Genomic DNA, 18,228 nt, shown 5'->3' with positions numbered 1-18,228 from the left:
GGGAGAGGGACAGAGCGTCAACCGCCGGTATATAGCCGATCTCTCTCCTCCCTCGAGTACCCCCCATGCCCACTCCACCCGTCGCCGAACGCCGCCAGCATGCCACGACCCATCACGGCATCACGCGGCAGGATCCGTACCACTGGCTACGGGCCGATAACTGGCAGGAGGTGATGCAGGATCCATCCACGCTCCCCGCCGATATCCGCGGCTACGTAGAGGCTGAGAACGCCTACTTCGCCGAGGCGTTCGAGACGGCGCACGAGGCGCTGACCGACAAGATCTACCGGGAGATCCGCGGTCGCATCAAGGAAGACGAAAGCGGCATCCCCTCCGCCGATGGCCCCTGGGCCTACAACTCGCGCATGGAAGAGGGAAAGCAATATCCGATCCTGGTGCGCACGCCCCGTGATGGCGGCGAGGAACAGGTGCTGCTCGACTGCAATATCGAAGCCGGCGAGGAGTATTTCGGCTTCGGCGGCGGCGATCACGATCCGTCGCACCGGCTGCTCGCCTGGAGCGCCGACCGGCAGGGTTCGGAATTCTACACGCTGCATATCCGCGACCTCGCCACCGGCAAGGATACCGGCGAAGTGATCGAGGATGTGGCGGGGGGCGGCGTCTGGTCGGCCGATTCCAGCGCGATCTACTATTCGGAATATGACGATAATCATCGCCCGTTCCGCGTTCGCCGCCACGTCCTCGGCACGCCGCAGGCCGATGACGAGATCGTCTACGAGGAGAAGGATCCGGGCTTCTTCGTCGGCGTCGACGAGACGCTCAGCCGCAACTACATCGTCATCGATGCGCACGACCACCAGACCTCGGAATTCTGGCTGATCGATACCCGCACCGGCGGTGCGCCGAAGCTGGTTTCGCCGCGCCTCGTCGATCGCGAATACGACGTCGAGGACCGCAACGGGGTGTTCTACATCCTCACCAATGCCGACGGCGCCGAGGACTTCAAGATCGTCACCGTCGCCGCCGACAATCCGGCGGCCGAGAACTGGATCGACCTCGTGCCGCACCGCCCAGGCGTCTTGATCCTCGACATCATCCTGCTCAGCCATCACCTCGTCCGGCTCGAGCGCTCCGAGGGGCTGCCGCGGATCGTCGTGCGCAACCTCGACGACGGCGAGGAGTGGACGGTGAAGTTCGACGAGGAGGCCTATGCGCTTGGCATGTCGGCCGGTTTCGAGTTCGACACCACCACCATCCGCTTCACCTACTCGTCGCCCACCACCCCGTCGCGCACCTACGACCTCGACCTCGTGACGCGCGAGCGCACCCTGCTCAAGGAGCAGGTTGTGCCCTCCGGCCACAACCCTGACGACTACGAGACCAAGCGCATCTTCGCCACCGCCAAGGATGGCGAACGGGTGCCGGTGACGCTGCTCTATCGCAAGGGCCTCAAGCTCGACGGCCAGGCGCCTGCCCTGCTCTACGGCTACGGCGCTTACGGCATGGCCTTGCCGGCCGGGTTCTCGGTGTCGAAGCTCAGCCTGGTCGATCGCGGCTTCGTCCACGCCACGGCGCATATCCGCGGTGGCATGGACAAGGGCTATGCCTGGTACAAGAACGGCCGCCGCGAGCACAAGACCAACACCTTCACCGATTTCATCGCCGCCGCCGAAACGCTGATCGAGCTCGGCTACACTTCGAAGCAGCGGATCGTCGCCGAGGGCGGCTCGGCCGGCGGCCTGTTGATGGGCGCCGTCACCAACATGCGCCCGGACCTGTGGGCCGGGGTGATCGCCGAGGTGCCGTTCGTCGACGTGCTCAACACCATGCTCGACGAAACCCTGCCGCTCACCCCGCCGGAATGGCCCGAATGGGGCAACCCGATCACCGACAAGGCAGCCTATGACCGCATCGCGGGTTACGCGCCTTACGAACAGGTTGCCGCCATCGACTATCCGCCGATCTTCGCACTCGCCGGGCTCACCGATCCCCGCGTCACCTATTGGGAACCGGCCAAGTGGGTGGCCAAGCTCCGTGCCACCAAGACCGACAGCAAGCCGCTCTACCTCAAGACCCATATGGGCGCCGGGCATGGCGGCGCCTCGGGCCGCTTCGACCAGCTCAAGGAAACCGGGCTGAGCTATGCCTTTGCGCTCAGTTGCGTAGGATTGGCATAATTCCACCCAAAGCGGGAATTGTTGAGCAATGCCAAAGGGCCTATATCGGAGCCAGCCCAGCGGCCAACACTCATAGAGACTGTCCCCCAAGGAGGCATCCAGAATGGCATACGAACTTCCCCCCCTGCCCTACGCCTATGACGCGCTCGGCCCCTACATGAGCAAAGAGACGCTCGAGTTCCACCACGACAAGCACCACCAGGCCTATGTGACCAACGCCACCAAGCTGGCAGAGGGCAAGGGTCTTGAAGTGCTGGCGCTGGAAGACCAGGTCAAGGAAGTGTTCGGCAAGGATCCGGGCCTGTTCAACAACCTGGGCCAGCACTACAACCATGTGCATTTCTGGAACTGGATGAAGCCCAATGGTGGCGGCGGCGCCGGCAAGGTCCCCGCGGCCCTGCTCAAGGCGATCGATGCCGACCTGGGCGGCTTCGACAAGTTCCGCGCCGATTTCATCAATGCCGGCACCACGCAGTTCGGTTCGGGCTGGGCCTGGCTGTCGCTGAAGGATGGCAAGCTCCAGGTCACCAAGACCGCCAATGGCGAGTCGCCGCTGGTACATGGCAATGCCAAGCCGCTGCTCGGCGTCGACGTGTGGGAGCACTCCTATTACATCGACTATCGCAACGCGCGCCCGAAGTACCTCGAAGCCTGGTTCGACAACCTGGTGAACTGGGAACACGTCGAGTTCCTGTTCGAAGAAGCCCGCTAAGCCTCATTCCAAGATCGCCTTCAGGGCCCGCTTCGGCGGGCCCTTTTGTTTGCCTTGCCGTATCCCGGCGGAAAATCGCCATATCCGCCCTTGCCGCAGCTTCCGCCCACCGCAACGCGATGGTAACAATTGTTTAACCATTGGGAGCGTCGCAAGAGATTGGCCGAACCAGTCCGCACCATAGCTGTCCTCGTTGCCAACCCGGCGCTGAGTTCCATCCTCTCGATGGTGCTGGCTTCGGTGCCGAGCTTCCGGGTCCGCCCGTTCGAATCCGAGTTGGCGCTTGTCACCTATATGCGGCTCGCGCCGGTCGATGTGGTGGTCACCGATTTCGACAGCGCGTCGGCCCGTGCCGATCGGGTCAGCCGTGACCTGCGCGCCGACCAGAGCATCCCGCATCACGATTACCAGGTGATCGCGCTCGCCAGCGTCGTATCGCCGGAGACCAAGGACCTCTGTATCGCCTCGGGCATCGACGAAGTGATCGTCAAACCGATGTCACCGAAGTACCTGCTCGAACGGGTGCAATCGCGCATCGCCCGCCGTGCCGCCAGCCTGGCCGGCTACCGGGCGGTCCGCGCAACGACATCCCGCCGGCCGGATTTCTCAAAGTACGGCAACGTTATTCCGCTATGGACGCGGGAGCGCCCGCTGCCAACGCATTGACAGCCGGGCTTCGCGCGCCTCACTCGCCCTCCTCCCAAGCGGACCGCTCAGGCCGTTGCCTCAGCCGAGCCTGATGATCGTTTTGCCGAGTTCGCCGCGTTCGACGGCTTCGTGGGCGGCGACGATGTCGTCGAGGGCCAGCACGCGGCCGATCTGATGGGTGAGCTGATTGGCCTCGAGCGCGGCGTTGATGCCGGCGGCGGCTTCGCGATGGGCCTCGGGCGTCATCACATAGACCAGCACGAAGCGGATGGTGGCATCGAGAAAGATCATCGGCCAGAACGGCAGCGTGGGCTGAGGCACGGCATCGCTGGCATAAGTGGCGACGACGCCGTTGGGTGCCAGGGTCTTGCCGATCAGGTCGAGATTGGCGCCAAAAGCGACTTCGACGAAGCGGTCGACACCCCTGCCCTTGCTGTCGCCCGTGAAGGCAGCAACCCGGGCGGGCAGATCATCCGTATGGCGGTTGAGGACCAGATCGGCACCGGCCGCAGTGGCTGACGCGGCAGCCGCGTCATTGCCGACCGAGGCAATGACGCGGGCCCCACCGAGCTTGGCGAACTGGATGGCGTAGCGGCCGACCGCGCCGGCGCCGCCGGAGACGAAGACGGTTTTGCCCGTGACCGGGCCATCGACGAAGACGCAGCGATATGCGGTCATGGCGGGAATGCCGAGGCAGGCGCCTTCCTCGAAGCTGACGCCATCGGGCAGGTGGACAGCCTTCGAGGCCGGGAGCGTGGTGTATTCGGCGGCTGAACCGTTCCAGCGGCCAAGCTGGGATTCGTAGAACCAGACGCGCTCACCGATTCGATCGTCGAGTTCGGGAGAACCCACGGCGACAATCTCGCCGGCGCCATCCTGGTTGGGCACGACCTGCGGGAAGGCCGGGGCGCCGTTGCCGCTGCGCCCCTTGGTGTCGGACGGATTGACCCCCGAGGCGCGGACGCGGATCAGCACTTCGCCGGGTGCGGGTTGTGGCGTCGGCAACTCGCCGACCTGCAATACGTCGCGGGCGGGGCCCTTGGTGGAAAACCAGGCAGCTTTCATTCGCAGGTTCCTCTTGTTTCCCAGCCTAACTAGGTCTCCAATGCATCCGAGAACAGTACGTACAAAGGCAACATGTACTATCATGAATGATAGCACCCCCATTTTGACCCGTCCGCGCCGCAGGGCTGACCGCACCGGTTGCGCGGTGGAAGTGACGCTTTCGGTGATCGGGGGCCTGTGGAAGCCGGTGATCCTGTTTCATCTGCTCGCCGGCAAATTGCGCTTCAACGCGCTGTGCCGGATGGTGCCCAATGCGACGGCGCGCATGGTGACGCTGCAATTGCGCGAACTGGAGCGTGACGGGGTGATCAATCGCATCGTTTATCCGGAAGTGCCGCCGCGCGTCGAATATGAACTGACCGAACTTGGCCGTTCGCTCGAGCCAGTGCTTCTCAGCATGCGAAACTGGGGGATGGGCTTCAGCTCGGACGAGGAGCGCGAGCACCTCCATATTTGCCCCTAGGCGCGCTCACGCGGCAGTCCGCCTAGCTTGCTGAACTGGCTGCCCCCCTCCGGCACTGGGATGACATCACGTGTGGTCTGGAGAGCGTGCCTGCCCTAGGCCGTTACGTTCAGCGCCCAGGCCACCTTGTTCCAGAGATCGTCGATATTGTCGGTGAACACCACCACGCGTTCGGCATGGCTTACCGAGTGGCTGAGGATGTCGGTGGCCATGCCGCGCATGGCCTCGAAGGCCCGGTGGTGGTTCAGCAACACCACCGGCTTGCCGCCGGCACCGGCGCCGGCTCGCACCCAGGTGCGATAGAGCGCTGCGGCAGAAGCCAGCGAGCCCGGCAGCCCGACGAAGCCCTGTGCCAGTTCGCCGACGCGTTTCACCCGCGCCTCTGGGTCGTCGATCCGTTCGACCGGAACTTCGGCCAGGGCCGCCGGCGCCCGGAACGCTGCGTCGGCGACGATCAGCACGTCCCCGCCGGCGGCGCGGGCGCTGGTGATCAACGGGATATTGTCGAGCGTCTCGTCGGCAAGGCAGATGATGCGCGCCCCATGCCGGGCAAGGAGCGTACCGGCCTGCGACATGATCGAGCTTCGCTCGGCGTCGCCCGGCCCCTTGTCCGACGCGAAGACCGCCAGCACCGGGCGATTCTGGGCGACGTTAGCGGCCACGGGTGAGGCCACCGAGGATGCCGCGCAACAGCGCCTTGCCGAGCCCGTTCGCCATGGTGCGGGTAAACGAGGTGATCGCAGCCTCCGTCGGCGTCTGCCGAGTCGAGCGGCGTGGCTGCGCAGCGCGATCGGCGCGTTCCTGCGCCGCGGCGGCCTTGGCTTCGGCAGCTGCAGTCTTGGCGTCCAACTCGGCCTGTCTCGCCTCCGCCTCGCTGGCCTGACGTTCCTGGGTCTTTTTGGTCAACACCTCGAACGCCGACTCGCGATCGACCACGGTGTCGTAGACCCCCGCGACGGGCGAATTGGCGATCACCGTGCGCCGTTCCTCCGGCAGCAACGGGCCGACCTGCCCGGATGGCGGCCGGATCAGGGTGCGTCCAACGATCGAGGGCACGCCCTTGTCTTCCAGCACCGAAACCAGCGCCTCGCCGGTGCCCAACTGGGTGATCACCTCGGCGGTCGAGAAATCCGGGTTGGGGCGGAACGACTCCGCAGCCATTCGCACGGCCTTCTGTTCCTTGGGGGTGTAGGCCCGGAGCGCGTGTTGCACGCGGTTCGACAACTGGGCCAGCACGGCATCCGGGATATCAGCCGGGTTCTGCGTCACGAAATAGACGCCGACGCCTTTGGAGCGCACCAGCTTGACCACCTGCTCCACCTTGTCGACCAGCGCCTTGGGGGCATCGTCGAACAAAAGGTGCGCCTCGTCGAAGAAGAACACCAGCTTGGGTCTATCCGGGTCGCCAACCTCCGGCAGCACCTCGAACAGTTCCGACAGCAGCCAGAGCAGGAATGTCGCGTAAAGCCGCGGCGCGCGCATCAGTTCGTCGGCGGCAAGGATCGAGACATACCCCTTGCCGTCGGTGGTGGTGCGCATCAGGTCGCGAATATCGAGCGCCCGCTCGCCGAAGAACTGGTCGCCCCCCTGCTGTTCCAGCACCAGCAGCGAGCGCTGTACGGCGCCCACCGTGGCCGAGGCCACATTGCCGTACTGCACCGAGATGTCCTTGGCGTTGTTGGCGATTTCCACCAGCAGGGCGCGCAGGTCCTTCAGGTCGAGCAGCAGCAGGCCGTTATCGTCGGCATATTTGAAGGCGATGTTGAGCACGCCTTCCTGAGTGTCGTTGAGGTCGAGGATGCGGCTCAAGAGCAGCGGGCCCATCTCGGAGATGGTGGTCCGCACCGGGTGCCCCTGTCGCCCGAACAGGTCCCAGAAGAGCACCGGGAACTTACTCGCAGCATAGTCGGTGAAGCCGATCTCCTCGGCCCGCTTCACCTGCCAATCGAGCATCTTGCCCATGTTGGCAATGCCGGAGAGATCGCCCTTGATGTCGGCTGCGAATACCGGAACGCCGGCGGCCGAGAACCCCTCGGCGATCGACTGCAGCGTCACCGTCTTGCCGGTGCCGGTGGCACCGGTCACCAGCCCGTGGCGGTTGCCATACTTCAGCGCCAGGTACTCCGGCCGAGTGCTTTGGCCGAGATAGATCTTGTCGGGAAGGAGCATGACGCCTCACAGGATTCGATAGCCGGGTTAGGGACTCTATAGCGGCGGGGGGTTTGGCTGCCAAATGAAAGCGGGCAGATGAGCCAGCTTGACGCCAGTTGCCCCCTCACCGACCTCATCCCCCGCGAGGGGTGGGATGCCCCAGCATCTCGCGGGTGTCGCAGCATCCCGCCAGGTTCCCGCCTTCGCGGAAATGACGCTGGTGGGTGGGAGCGAGTTCCGTTGGGTGTCGGTACGGTTGGGTTCAATCCCATATAGCTTGGGGAAGGCATCGGAATCGGCAATTCCCAAATGCCCCCACACACCCTTACACTCCCCCAATGCGTATGAACCGTCGGCACATTCTCGCGGGCCTCATCGCCCTGCCGCTTGCCGGCGGGGTGCGGGCGCAATCGCTCGATTCGACCACGCTGAACCTGGTGCCTGGCAGCCTGGAGGATCAGAGCGGCCCGCTGCAGGAGGCATTGCTGCGCGCCGGTGAAGAAGGCCGGCCGCTGTTCCTCGGCTCGGGCAGCTACTACGTGCAGAACCTGCAGGTGCCGAGCAACGTGGTGATCTCAGGCATTCCCGGCGGCACCATCCTTGCCGCGGCTGGCGATGCGCCGGTGCTCCGCGTCGCCGGCAGCGCTCATGTCAGCTTCTCCGGCCTCACCTTCACCCGCGGCAATGGCGGGCCGACCGGCGCCGATCGCGGGCTGGTGGAGATCGAAGCGAGTGACCACGTCACCCTCAGCAACTGCAGCTTCATCGGCGGCGCCGCCAACGGCCTCGCAGTGCGGGACGCCAGGGCCGATATCGAGGATTGCGATTTCACCGGGCACGCCCTTGCGGCTATCTTTTCGGTCGATGGTCGCGGCCTCAACATCGCCTCCAACCGGGTTAGCAAGTGCGGCAATGGCGGTTTCCTGATCTGGGGCAGCAAGCCGCGCCACGATGGCTCGATCGTCACCGGCAATACCATCACCGGCATCGGCGCCACCAATGGCGGCAACGGGCAGAACGGCAACGGCATCAATGTCTTCCGCTGCAACGACGTGATTGTTGCCAACAACCAGATCGCCGACTGCATGTTCACCGCGGTGCGGCTCAACTCGACCAGCAATGTCGCAGTCACCGGCAATGTCTGCCGGAATTCGGGGGAGGTCGCGATCTTTTCCGAGTTCGCCTTCTCCGGCTCGGTGATTTCCAACAACATCGTCGATGGCGCTGCTGCCGGCATCTCGATCACCAATCTCGATTCTGGCGGGCGGGTCGCTGTCTGCTCGGGAAACATCGTGCGCAACATCCGTTTGCGCTCCGAGGTCAACCCCGATACCCGGCCCTTCGGCATTTATGCCGAGGCGGAAACCAGCATCTCGGGCAACAGCATCGACAACGTCCCTGGTATCGGCATCCTTGCGGGCCGCGGTGCGTTCCTGCGCGACGTCATCATTGCCGACAACGTGCTTTATGCCACGACGATCGGCATCGGCGTCAGCGTGGTGCAGAACCCCGCCCCCGGCCCGGTCACCATCACCGGTAATATCGTCAACGCCCCGCTCGAACATGCCATCGTCGGCATGGAGTGGGATACGGTGGTGGTCGAAGACCTGGTGAAGGACGCTGCGAAATACCCGCACGTGACGGTCGCAGACAATTCGGTGACAAGCTAAAGCCCGGTCGAAGCCTGCGCCACAACGGTCCATTGGCCGGACGCCTGCTGCCTGAAGCAGAGGCCGGAGGCGTAGGGACGGTCGAAGTCGTCGCCGCTGACCTTGCCAAAGCCGACACCACCTGCTGGCAGGTGGAAGGCTGTCCATTCCGTCAGGGTCTCGGCGTCGTAGTCGATGGCGTAGAGCTTGCCCGGCATGAGCTTGCCGACGGACTTGCCGCCCTGCATGGTGTCGAACAGTTCGATCTCGCGCTTCACGCCGACGAAGCTGTCACCACTCGTACCCAGCGCCCTGGCGGCGCGCTTTACCGCGGTCGTGTCGACCTTCCCCAAACCGTAAGTGCAGATCGCCCCATCCACCGCCGCATCCATGCCCCAGGGCTGCCCGTCGGTCAGGGACTGGCCAATGAAATCCAACTCCATCCTGGTGAGGAACGCCCCGATCTCGACGTTCGGCGGCAGGTCCCAGTCGCCGCCGGTGCTATTGCCGAGATCGGCGACCTGCGACTTGGCGTTCTCCCATGGTCCCTCGAGCTTGCTGCCGCGCGGAATGGAGAGATCGAGCGTACCGGTGACGATCGACACCTTCGGAGCCAGCCACTTGCCAATGCCCTCGATATCCTTCGCCGCCACCGCCTTCAGCAGTTCGGTCGCTGCGGCGCGCAGGTCTGCTGGAGCCTCGACGGTCCTCGCCGACGATACCTTGGGCGGAGTGTAGGCGGGGCCGGCCAGAGCCGCTCCGCCGAGCAGGGTCGAGGCAACGATGGTCACGACGGCACGGCGCATGCGGCTCTCCGAGGTTATTCTGAGTATAGGACGCCGCCGGACGGCGGGACCTTGGGTCAGGCGGCACGCATCTCGCCGACTTCAAAACCACGCACGTTGCGCACCAACTGCCGGGTGAACTTTTCCAGCACGGCGCGCTGTCCCGCATCGGGGTCGGCGAAGCGTAGCAGCAGGTTGGCGACCAGCGTCTGGCTCGCGAGCATATTGCCGTCGTCGATCTTCAGCGCGTAGCCCCACCCCTTGTCGCGGATGGCGCCGCACTGCACACCCTCGGCGCCGCCTTTCTGCATGACGCGCCCGCCGAATGCCTGCATGACCAGCGTGTCGAGGTGGCCGGTCCCGGCGACCAGCAGCGGATGCGTCGTCGCAGCATCGAAGATGCGTGTCGCGGCGCGCCCGAGATCCTGCGGCAGACCGACGCCGGTGGCCATTTTCGCGAAGCCGCGCGCGAAGGCCGACAACGGCGCGGCCCAGGTAGGGATCGAGCAGCCATCGGTGCCACAGCGGTCCTCGCTCAGCGGCTCGCCGATCACCGTCTCGATGGCCTGGCGCACCGCCACCTGCACGGGGTGACCACGGGTCACGTAATCATGCGTGTCGACGCCCAGCGCTCTGGCAACGCTCAGCATGCCCGAGTGCTTGCCGGAGCAATTGTTATGCAACTGGCTCGGCTCCAGCCCATGGGACCGCAGAGCTTCGCGCGCCTTGCCGTTGGTGGGTTGGTGCGCCCCGCATTCGAGGTCCCCTGCCGAGAGCCCGATATGGCCGAGAAACTGCATCACGCCCCCGACATGCACATCCTCGCCATGGTGCGAGGCGCAGGCCAGCGCCAGTTCCTCGTCAGTCAACTCGAAGCGATCGATGGCGCCCGAGGTCACCATGGCCAACGCCTGCATCGACTTGATGGCCGAGCGCGGGAACACCGGCCTCGAGATATCGCCGGCCGCCGCGATGACGTTGCCCTCGGCGTCGGCAACAACAAAGGCACCGCGATGGCGGTTCTCCACGAAGGTGCCGCGTGTCTGCTCGATGAGGATAGGGTTGGCGTCCAAAACTTAGCTCTTCAAAAGAAAAAGGCCCGGAGGTTCCTAGGGAACGCGTCCGGGCCGTGAAGTCAATGTTTCGGAGGTCAGGCAAGGCACGTATGCATGGGGTTAGTCGGGTCGTCACAGAAGCCTGACGGCGTCGTTTGGAGCAACGCCGCAGGAATTCGGGGGATCAGATGTCCCAGTCGTAGGCCAGCTTCAGGAACTTGGCGTTCACCCAGCCCTTGGTGTCCTGCTGTTCGACGAGACACCAGTCCGAGCCGCCCTGCGGGGCGATGATGCAGCGTTCGACCCAGACCGAGCTCTTGGGCTCGAACTCGCCGATCTTCTGCGAATAGGAGGCGGGCCACTTGCGGACGTTGAGCGTGTCCCACTTCTTCACACCGACGATGTGAGCGGGGCTCTCCACATCATAGCCGGCGGCCATGGCGGGCTGAACGGCGAAAACGGCAGCGCTGGCGATGATCAGACCGGCGAGGGTCGCAACCAGCAGCTTCTCATGGGATCTGTTCATCTTGGCATCCTTTCGGGGGCCGGGTTTCGTTCTGTTGTCCCCAATATGCCGGTGCCCGATTGAACCCCTACTGAGCCTGCCGTTCAGACAGCATTCATCGGCAGGGCAATGTCACGGCAGCAATAAGGAAAGGGCGGGAACCGCCCGGGTTCCCGCCCTTTTCCGAGCCATCCATGCGACGCCTAGCGGTGTACGTAGAGCGTCACCGTGTCGGCACCCATCATCTTGATCGCGAAAACGTCACCCGGGGAATAGCCGTTCCGGCGAAGCGCAGTGGACATCGCATCATTGTTGGCGATCGCCGCGCGCCGACCGGCTGCATTGCCCTCGGAGGGCAGCACCGAGTGGTTGACGCAGTATTCCGTCACCCAGACCCGCTGCGGATCGACGACCGAGGCGAGTTGCGCCGGATCGATCCGCTTCAGCCCGCCCAGGTGATCCTGGCAGACGTCGTCGTCATCGCCTGCGAAGACGGCAGGAGGCGTCGCGGCGCTCAGGCCAATGGCGATCAGGGCAGCCAGCAGGACTTTCGACATTTCACTCTCCTACAAGGTGACCTAATCAGCCGTACAAAAAAACAACGCCGGTCGGCAAGTCAGCCGATCCGGCGTCAGTCGTGCATCGAGCGACCGATCAGCGCCCGAAATCGTGGACGAACAGGTTGATGGTGTCGTCGCCCATCATCTTGACCGCAAACACATCCTCGGCCTCGTAGCCATGGCGGGTCAGCACCTCGGTCAGAACGTCGTTGTCGGCGATTGCAGTGCGCAGGTACGCGGCGTTGCCATCGGAACGCATCAGGGAACTCGAGAGGCAGAATTCCGTGACCCAGACGCGATAGTCGTCGTCGACGCCCAGCACCTGGGCGGGCAGTACGCGCTTCAAGGCACCGATCTGGCCACCGCAGTCCGGATCGGAGGGGGTCCCACCGCCGCCCTGGTCGCCGCACTGAGCTGTACAGGTCGGAACGGTGCTCCGAGTAGGATTGTTGGGGCTCTGGGCGTTGGCAGGAATAGCAGAGAACGAAGTCAGCATGGCAACCGCGAATGTCGCGGCGAGAGCGAGCTTGGTCATTTCAGTCTCCTGATGTGAGGCGGCGGAGGTTTGGTCCGCTCGTCGTAGTCCTTTTCCATTGGGAGGATCGCGATAGGGCGATCCGCCTCCTGACGCTGGAGACGACGCTGCGCCATCGGGCTTGAACCGGCACTGACAGTCCCGTTCAGGCTCGTGACAGAATGGGTGCAACCCATGCTAGGCTCGGCGCAAATCAGTTGAGGAGGATGAGGAAAATGGCCAAGGTTCTGGTAACGGGCGGCAGCGGCAAGCTTGGGCGGGCCGTGCTGAAGGACCTGGTGACCAACGGCTATTCCGTCCTCAACGTCGACCAGACACTGCCGAAGGACCCGATCTGCCCGACCGTGCGCATCGACCTCACCGATTTCGGCCAGGTGGCGCAGGCGATCCTCGGCGGCGTCGACGAACGCCGTGGCCCGTTCGATGCCGTGGTGCACCTCGCCGCCATTCCGGCGCCAGGTCTCTTCGCCAACAGCCGCACCGTCGCCAACAACGTGCCCACCAGCTACAACGTGTTCGAGGCCTGCCGCCTCGCGGGGGTGAAGAACGTCGTCTTCGCCTCGAGCGAAACGGTGCTCGGCCTGCCCTTCGAAACGCCGCCGCCCTATGTGCCGGTCGACGAAGAGTATTTCCCGCGCCCCGAAACCGCCTATTCGCTCGGCAAGCTGCTCGATGAAACCATGGCAGCGCAGTTCTGCCGCTGGGATCCGGAGCTGAAGATCGTCGGCTTACGCTTTTCGAACGTCATGGACGTCGAGGACTACAAAGCCTTTCCGGCTTTCGATGCCGACCCCAAGCTCAGAAAATGGAACCTCTGGGGCTATATCGACGCGCGGGACGGGGCGCAGGCCGTGCGCCGCGGCATCGAGGCGGAGTTCACGGGGTTCGAGGCGTTCATCATCGCCAACCAGGATACGGTGATGAGCCGCTCCAACATGTCGCTGATGGCCGAGGTGTTCCCCAAGGTGCCGCACAAGCGCGAGCTCAGCCAGAACGGCACGCTGCTGTCGATCGACAAGGCCCGGCGCCTGCTCGACTACAACCCGCAGCACAGCTGGCGGAACCACGTCTGATGGCTATCAGGCTCGGTGGTCACGGCTTGCCGATCGACAGCGACGATCCCTTTGCCTTTGCCCGGGCGCATCGCGAGTACGGCTATGGCGCCGCCTATGTGCCGGAGGTGAGGCTCGATGATCGCGATCGCCTGGTCGCCATCGAACAGGCGTTTGCCGTCGAGAACGTGGTGCTGGCCGAGATCGGCATCTGGCGCAACCTGGTGTCGCCCGACGAGGCGGTGCGCGAGACCAACCTCGCCTATGCGGTCGAGCGTCTCGCCATCGCCGAGGCGGTCGGCGCCGGCTGCGCCGTCAGCTATATCGGCTCGTTCCGTGCCGGCACCGATTACGCGCCGGCCGCCGAGAACATGGGGCCCGAGGCCTTCGATGCCTGCGTTGACACAGTGCGCTACCTGCTCGACACGGTGAAGCCGACCCGGGCCAAGTTTGCGCTCGAGATGATGCAGTACTCGCTGCCCGACAGCGTTGACAGCTATGTCGAGCTGATCCGGGCCATCGACCGGAAGATGTTCGGGGCGCATTTCGACCCGGTGAACATCATCATGACGCCCAGGGTGTATTTCGATAACGGCGCGCTGATCCGCGAGTGCTTCAGCAAACTCGGTCAGTGGGTGGTGTCGTGCCACGCCAAGGATATCAAGCTGCATCACCAGGCTGCGCTGCATTTCGATGAGGTGCAGATCGGCGCAGGCGTGCTCGACTACCGCACCTATCTGAGCGAACTCAACCGGCTGCCGCGCGAGGTGCCGCTGATGCTCGAACATCTGAAGGGCGAGGAATATGCGGTAGCCCGAGACCGCATCTTTGCCGTGGGCGACGTCATCGGCGTCGATTTCGCGGTGCGCCCGTGACATTCACTCCTTGGTGATTTGCCGCATTCCGGCCCACAGTGCTGCGTTGCTAGCCTGAACTGACCCCGGACGACTGGAGCCGCCATTGGGCGCCTACATCCTGAGACGCCTGCTGCTGATGATCCCGACGCTGCTCGGGATCATGATCGTCTCCTTCATCATCGTGCAGTTTGCGCCGGGCGGACCGGTTGAGCAGGTCATCGCGCAGATATCCGGCCAGAGCATCAGTTCGACCGAGCGCATCACCGGCAGCCAGCAAGGCGATTTCGCCGGCCAGCAAACCGGCCAGGCCAAGGACAGCGCCGACGTCAACGCTACCTATCGCGGTGCTCGCGGGCTTCGTCCCGAAATCCTCGCGCGCATCGAGAAGCAGTTCGGCTTCGACAAGCCGCCGATCGAGCGCTTCTTCACAATGATGTGGAACTACCTGCGCTTCGATTTCGGCAACAGTTACTTCCGCGACATCTCTGTGGTCGACCTGATCAAGGAGAAGCTGCCGGTCTCGATCACCCTGGGACTGTGGATGACGCTGCTCGGCTATGGCGTGTCGATCCCGCTCGGCATCGCCAAGGCGCTGCGCGACGGGTCGCGCTTCGACGTCTGGACCTCGTCTATCGTCATCGTCGGCTATGCGCTTCCCGGCTTCCTCATCGCCGTGCTGCTGATCGTGCTGTTTGCCGGCGGCAGCTTCTGGAACATCTTCCCGCTGCGCGGACTGGTGTCGGAGAATTTTGCGAGCCTGCCCTGGTACAGCCAGGTGCTCGATTACCTCTGGCACATCACCTTGCCGATCATTGCCATGGCGGTCGGTGGCTTTGCCACGGTGACGCTGCTCACCAAGAACTCGTTCCTCGAGGAAATCCGCAAACAGTACGTCACCACCGCCCGCGCCAAGGGGCTCAACGATCGCCAGGTGCTGTATCGCCACGTGTTTCGCAACGCCATGCTGCTGGTCATCGCCAGCTTCCCGGCAGCATTCATTTCGGCGTTCTTCGGCGGCTCGCTGCTGATCGAAACCATCTTTTCGCTCGATGGCCTCGGGCTGCTCGGTTTCCAGTCGGTGCTGAACCGCGACTATTCGGTGGTGTTCGCGACGCTCTACGTGTTCTCGCTGCTCGGCCTCGTCATCGGGCTGGTTTCCGACCTGATGTACATGTGGATCGATCCGCGCATCGATTTCGAAAGCCGGGAAGTCTGATGCACGCGACCCTCACGGGCTTCCGCTCCCCGTTCCTCACCTTCGCTCCGGCCGACCAGGCCCGCTCGGCGCCGTTGCTCTCGCCGATCAACCAGCGCCGGCTCAAGGTGTTCAACGCCAACCGGCGCGGCGTGTGGTCCCTGTGGATCTTCCTCGTGCTGTTCATCCTCACCATGTTCGCCGAGCTGATCGCCAATGATCGGCCGCTGGTGGTGGGCTACAAGGGCGAGACGCTGTTCCCGGTGGTGGTCAGCTATCCCGAGAGCAAGTTCGGAGGCTTTCTCGCCGAAACGGTGTATCGCGACCCGTTCATCGCCGACGAGATCAACGCCAATGGCTGGATGCTCTGGCCACCGATCCGCTACTCCTATGGCACCGTCGATGAATCGCTCAGCGGCGCTGCGCCATCGAAGCCCTCGTGGCTGCAGACGGCAGAGGAGCGGTGCGCCGGCTACCCCTCAGGCGTCGACGACCCATCCTGCAATATCGGCAATTTCCACTGGCTCGGCACCGACGACCAGGGTCGCGACGTGCTGGCGCGGCTGATCTACGGCTTTCGCATCTCGGTGCTGTTCGGCCTCATCCTCACTGTCCTCTCTTCGATCATCGGCATCGGCGCCGGCGCGCTGCAGGGTTACCTCGGCGGCTGGGTCGACCTCATCGCACAGCGCGTCATCGAAATCTGGAGCTCGGTGCCATCGCTCTATCTGCTGCTGATCATCTCCAGCATCATCGCGCCCAGCTTCTGGGTGCTGCTCGGCATCCTGCTGTTGTTCTCGTGGACGGCTCTCGTCGGCATCGTGCGGGCCGAGTTCCTGCGCGCCCGCAACTTCGAGTATGTCGCCGCCGCCCGAGCGCTGGGCGTCTCCAACTTCAAGATCATGGTCGGGCACCTGTTGCCCAACGCCATGGTGGCGACACTCACCTTCATGCCGTTCATCCTCGCCGGCTCGGTGACGACGCTGACGGCGCTGGACTTCCTCGGTTTCGGCCTGCCGGTCGGCTCGCCCTCACTCGGTGAACTCCTCGCGCAAGGTAAGGACAACCTTTCGGCCTGGTGGCTCGGCATCACCGGCTTCTTCACCGTGTCGCTGATCCTCACGCTGCTCGTCTTCATCGGCGAAGGCGTGCGCGACGCGTTCGACCCGCGCAAGACCTTCGCGGGGACGCGGTCATGAGCGGCGCGCTGCTGGAGGTCGAGGACCTGCATATCGAATTTGCGACCGAGCATGGCCAGGTTCCCGCCGTGCGCGGCGTCACCTTCGATATCCAGCCCGGCCAAACGGTGGCACTGGTGGGCGAGTCGGGTTCGGGCAAGTCGGTCACCGCGCTCTCGGTGTTGAGGCTCCTCCCCTACCCTGCCGCATCGCACCCCAGGGGGCGCATCCTATTCAATGGGCAGGATCTGCTGCACAGTGACGACCGCGCTATCCGCGGGGTGCGCGGCAATGCCATCTCGATGATCTTCCAGGAGCCGATGAGTTCGCTCAACCCGCTCCACACCGTCGAGCGGCAGGTGAGCGAAGCGCTGATCCTGCATCGCGGCATGCGGAGAGCAGCCGCCCGCGCTCGGACCATCGAGCTGCTGACCGAGGTCGGCATTCCCGACCCCGTGTCGCGGCTCGACGATTTTCCGCACCAGCTCTCCGGCGGCCAGCGCCAACGTGTGATGATCGCCATGGCGCTCGCCAACGAGCCACAACTGCTGATCGCGGATGAGCCCACTACGGCGCTCGACGTCACCATCCAGGCGCAGATTCTCGAGCTGCTGATGTCGCTGCAGCAGAAGCGTGGCATGGCGATCCTGTTCATCACGCACGACCTGCACATCGTGCGGAAGATGGCCGAGATCACCCATGTGATGACCGAGGGCAGGATCGTCGAATCCGGCCCGACCGACGCGCTGTTCGCCAACCCGCAGCACGCCTACACCAAGAAACTCCTCGCCGCCGAGCCGAAGGGCGAGCCGCCGGCCAGCTCGGACGCCGAACCGATCGTTGCCGCCGAAAAACTCCGGGTCTGGTTCCCGATCAAGCGTGGCTTCCTGCGGCGCACCGTCGGGCATATCAAGGCGGTCGACGATGTCGATATCTCGATCCGCCGTGGCGAGACCCTCGGGGTCGTCGGCGAAAGCGGGTCGGGCAAGACCACGCTCGGGCGCGCCCTGCTCCGCCTCATCGGTTCGGAGGGTCGCATCGTCTATCTCGGGCGCGACATCGAGCAGCTCTCGTGGGGCGCCATGCGGCCGCTGCGCAAGGATCTGCAGATCGTCTTCCAGGATCCGTTCGGCTCGCTCAGCCCACGCATGTCGATCGCCGAGATCATTGCTGAAGGCCTTGCCGTACATGCGCCGCGGCTCACCTCGGTTGAACGAGATGCGAAAGTCGTACGCGCGCTGACCGAGGTCGGGCTCGATCCGGAAGCGCGCTTCCGCTACCCGCATGAGTTCTCCGGCGGGCAGCGCCAGCGCATCGCCATTGCCCGGGCCATGGTGCTCGAACCGAAATTCGTGGTGCTCGACGAGCCCACCTCGGCGCTCGACATGAGCGTGCAGGCGCAGGTGGTCGACCTGTTGCGCGAGCTGCAGCGTCGGCACGGCCTCACTTACCTGTTCATCTCGCACGACCTGCGCGTCGTCCGGGCGCTCGCCAACCAGCTGATGGTGATGCGTAACGGCAAGGTGGTCGAATACGGGCCGGCGGCGGAAGTCTTCGCCGCACCGCAATCGGAGTACACCAAGGCGCTGATGGCCGCAGCGTTTGCGGTGGAAGCTGTGCCGTCGGCCGAGGTGGCGCAGTGATCATCGCACAGCCGGAGCGAGCCTCCCCCCACCCCTG

The 18,228-nt window shown here is 64.4% G+C and carries 18 protein-coding genes; 10 read left to right on the top strand and 8 right to left on the bottom strand.

The window, feature by feature from the left end:
- The first annotated feature begins 65 nt into the window (after positions 1-65).
- The 3 genes from VGV07_RS19445 to VGV07_RS19435 all read left to right on the top strand — a co-directional run bounded on the left by VGV07_RS19445 (position 66) and on the right by VGV07_RS19435 (position 3,516).
- Complete coding sequence (locus VGV07_RS19445) at positions 66-2,138, top strand: S9 family peptidase (RefSeq protein WP_326870383.1); 2,073 nt, start codon at positions 66-68, stop codon at positions 2,136-2,138.
- A gap of 103 nt (positions 2,139-2,241) precedes the next feature.
- On the top strand, positions 2,242-2,850 hold the full coding sequence (locus VGV07_RS19440) for a superoxide dismutase (RefSeq protein ID WP_326870382.1): 609 nt from the start codon (positions 2,242-2,244) through the stop codon (positions 2,848-2,850).
- Between the two features lie 159 nt (positions 2,851-3,009).
- Positions 3,010-3,516, top strand: coding sequence for a hypothetical protein (locus tag VGV07_RS19435; protein WP_326870381.1), 507 nt, complete (start codon positions 3,010-3,012; stop codon positions 3,514-3,516).
- 60 nt (positions 3,517-3,576) lie between these two features.
- On the opposite strand, the gene VGV07_RS19430 is transcribed toward VGV07_RS19435, so the two are convergent.
- Positions 3,577-4,563: an NADPH:quinone reductase gene (locus VGV07_RS19430; RefSeq protein WP_326870380.1), complete on the bottom strand. Its 987-nt coding sequence runs from the start codon at positions 4,561-4,563 to the stop codon at positions 3,577-3,579.
- 82 nt (positions 4,564-4,645) lie between these two features.
- On the opposite strand from VGV07_RS19430, the gene VGV07_RS19425 reads away from it, so the two are divergent.
- Entirely contained in the window at positions 4,646-5,026 is a 381-nt protein-coding gene (locus VGV07_RS19425; protein ID WP_326870379.1) for a winged helix-turn-helix transcriptional regulator, read from the top strand.
- Positions 5,027-5,121: 95 nt separating this feature from the next.
- Here the strand turns inward: VGV07_RS19425 and VGV07_RS19420 are convergent, their stop codons facing one another.
- Entirely contained in the window at positions 5,122-5,688 is a 567-nt protein-coding gene (locus VGV07_RS19420) for a hypothetical protein (protein WP_326870378.1), read from the bottom strand.
- The gene (locus VGV07_RS19415; RefSeq protein ID WP_326870377.1) at positions 5,678-7,195 is read right to left on the bottom strand and encodes a helicase HerA-like domain-containing protein; all 1,518 of its coding nucleotides are present in this window, start codon (positions 7,193-7,195) and stop codon (positions 5,678-5,680) included. Before VGV07_RS19415 ends, VGV07_RS19420 begins: the two co-directional genes overlap by 11 nt.
- Before the next feature lie 320 nt (positions 7,196-7,515).
- On the opposite strand from VGV07_RS19415, the gene VGV07_RS19410 reads away from it, so the two are divergent.
- The gene (locus VGV07_RS19410) at positions 7,516-8,847 is read left to right on the top strand and encodes a TIGR03808 family TAT-translocated repetitive protein (protein WP_326870376.1); all 1,332 of its coding nucleotides are present in this window, start codon (positions 7,516-7,518) and stop codon (positions 8,845-8,847) included.
- On the opposite strand, the gene VGV07_RS19405 is transcribed toward VGV07_RS19410, so the two are convergent.
- The 5 genes from VGV07_RS19405 to VGV07_RS19385 form a co-directional block, all read right to left on the bottom strand.
- Positions 8,844-9,632, bottom strand: a complete 789-nt coding sequence (locus VGV07_RS19405) for a hypothetical protein (protein WP_326870375.1) — start codon at positions 9,630-9,632, stop codon at positions 8,844-8,846. The genes VGV07_RS19410 and VGV07_RS19405 overlap by 4 nt on opposite strands.
- A gap of 56 nt (positions 9,633-9,688) precedes the next feature.
- Entirely contained in the window at positions 9,689-10,684 is a 996-nt protein-coding gene (locus VGV07_RS19400) for an asparaginase (RefSeq protein ID WP_326870374.1), read from the bottom strand.
- Positions 10,685-10,850: 166 nt separating this feature from the next.
- Complete coding sequence (locus tag VGV07_RS19395) at positions 10,851-11,192, bottom strand: SH3 domain-containing protein (protein WP_069912392.1); 342 nt, start codon at positions 11,190-11,192, stop codon at positions 10,851-10,853.
- Positions 11,193-11,374: 182 nt separating this feature from the next.
- Positions 11,375-11,728 (bottom strand): hypothetical protein, encoded by a 354-nt coding sequence (locus VGV07_RS19390; RefSeq protein ID WP_326870373.1) that lies wholly within the window; start codon positions 11,726-11,728, stop codon positions 11,375-11,377.
- Positions 11,729-11,825: 97 nt separating this feature from the next.
- The gene (locus VGV07_RS19385; protein WP_326870372.1) at positions 11,826-12,266 is read right to left on the bottom strand and encodes a hypothetical protein; all 441 of its coding nucleotides are present in this window, start codon (positions 12,264-12,266) and stop codon (positions 11,826-11,828) included.
- 215 nt (positions 12,267-12,481) lie between these two features.
- Between VGV07_RS19385 and VGV07_RS19380 the strand changes: the two genes are divergently transcribed.
- The 5 genes from VGV07_RS19380 (at position 12,482) to VGV07_RS19360 (ending at position 18,191) form a co-directional block, all read left to right on the top strand.
- The gene (locus VGV07_RS19380; RefSeq protein ID WP_326870371.1) at positions 12,482-13,339 is read left to right on the top strand and encodes an NAD(P)-dependent oxidoreductase; all 858 of its coding nucleotides are present in this window, start codon (positions 12,482-12,484) and stop codon (positions 13,337-13,339) included.
- Entirely contained in the window at positions 13,339-14,193 is an 855-nt protein-coding gene (locus VGV07_RS19375; RefSeq protein WP_326870370.1) for a sugar phosphate isomerase/epimerase, read from the top strand. Before VGV07_RS19380 ends, VGV07_RS19375 begins: the two co-directional genes overlap by 1 nt.
- Before the next feature lie 85 nt (positions 14,194-14,278).
- The gene (locus VGV07_RS19370; RefSeq protein ID WP_326870369.1) at positions 14,279-15,391 is read left to right on the top strand and encodes a microcin C ABC transporter permease YejB; all 1,113 of its coding nucleotides are present in this window, start codon (positions 14,279-14,281) and stop codon (positions 15,389-15,391) included.
- Complete coding sequence (locus tag VGV07_RS19365; RefSeq protein ID WP_326870368.1) at positions 15,391-16,569, top strand: ABC transporter permease; 1,179 nt, start codon at positions 15,391-15,393, stop codon at positions 16,567-16,569. The genes VGV07_RS19370 and VGV07_RS19365 overlap by 1 nt, the downstream gene beginning before the upstream one ends.
- Positions 16,566-18,191 (top strand): ABC transporter ATP-binding protein, encoded by a 1,626-nt coding sequence (locus VGV07_RS19360; RefSeq protein ID WP_326870367.1) that lies wholly within the window; start codon positions 16,566-16,568, stop codon positions 18,189-18,191. The genes VGV07_RS19365 and VGV07_RS19360 overlap by 4 nt, the downstream gene beginning before the upstream one ends.
- Positions 18,192-18,228: the final 37 nt, after the last annotated feature.

The organism is Devosia sp. (assembly GCF_035944845.1).
Classification (GTDB): Bacteria; Pseudomonadota; Alphaproteobacteria; order Rhizobiales; family Devosiaceae; genus Devosia_A.
Note: the sequence above shows the minus strand (reverse complement) of the source record. Positions and strands in the feature narration are given on the sequence as shown.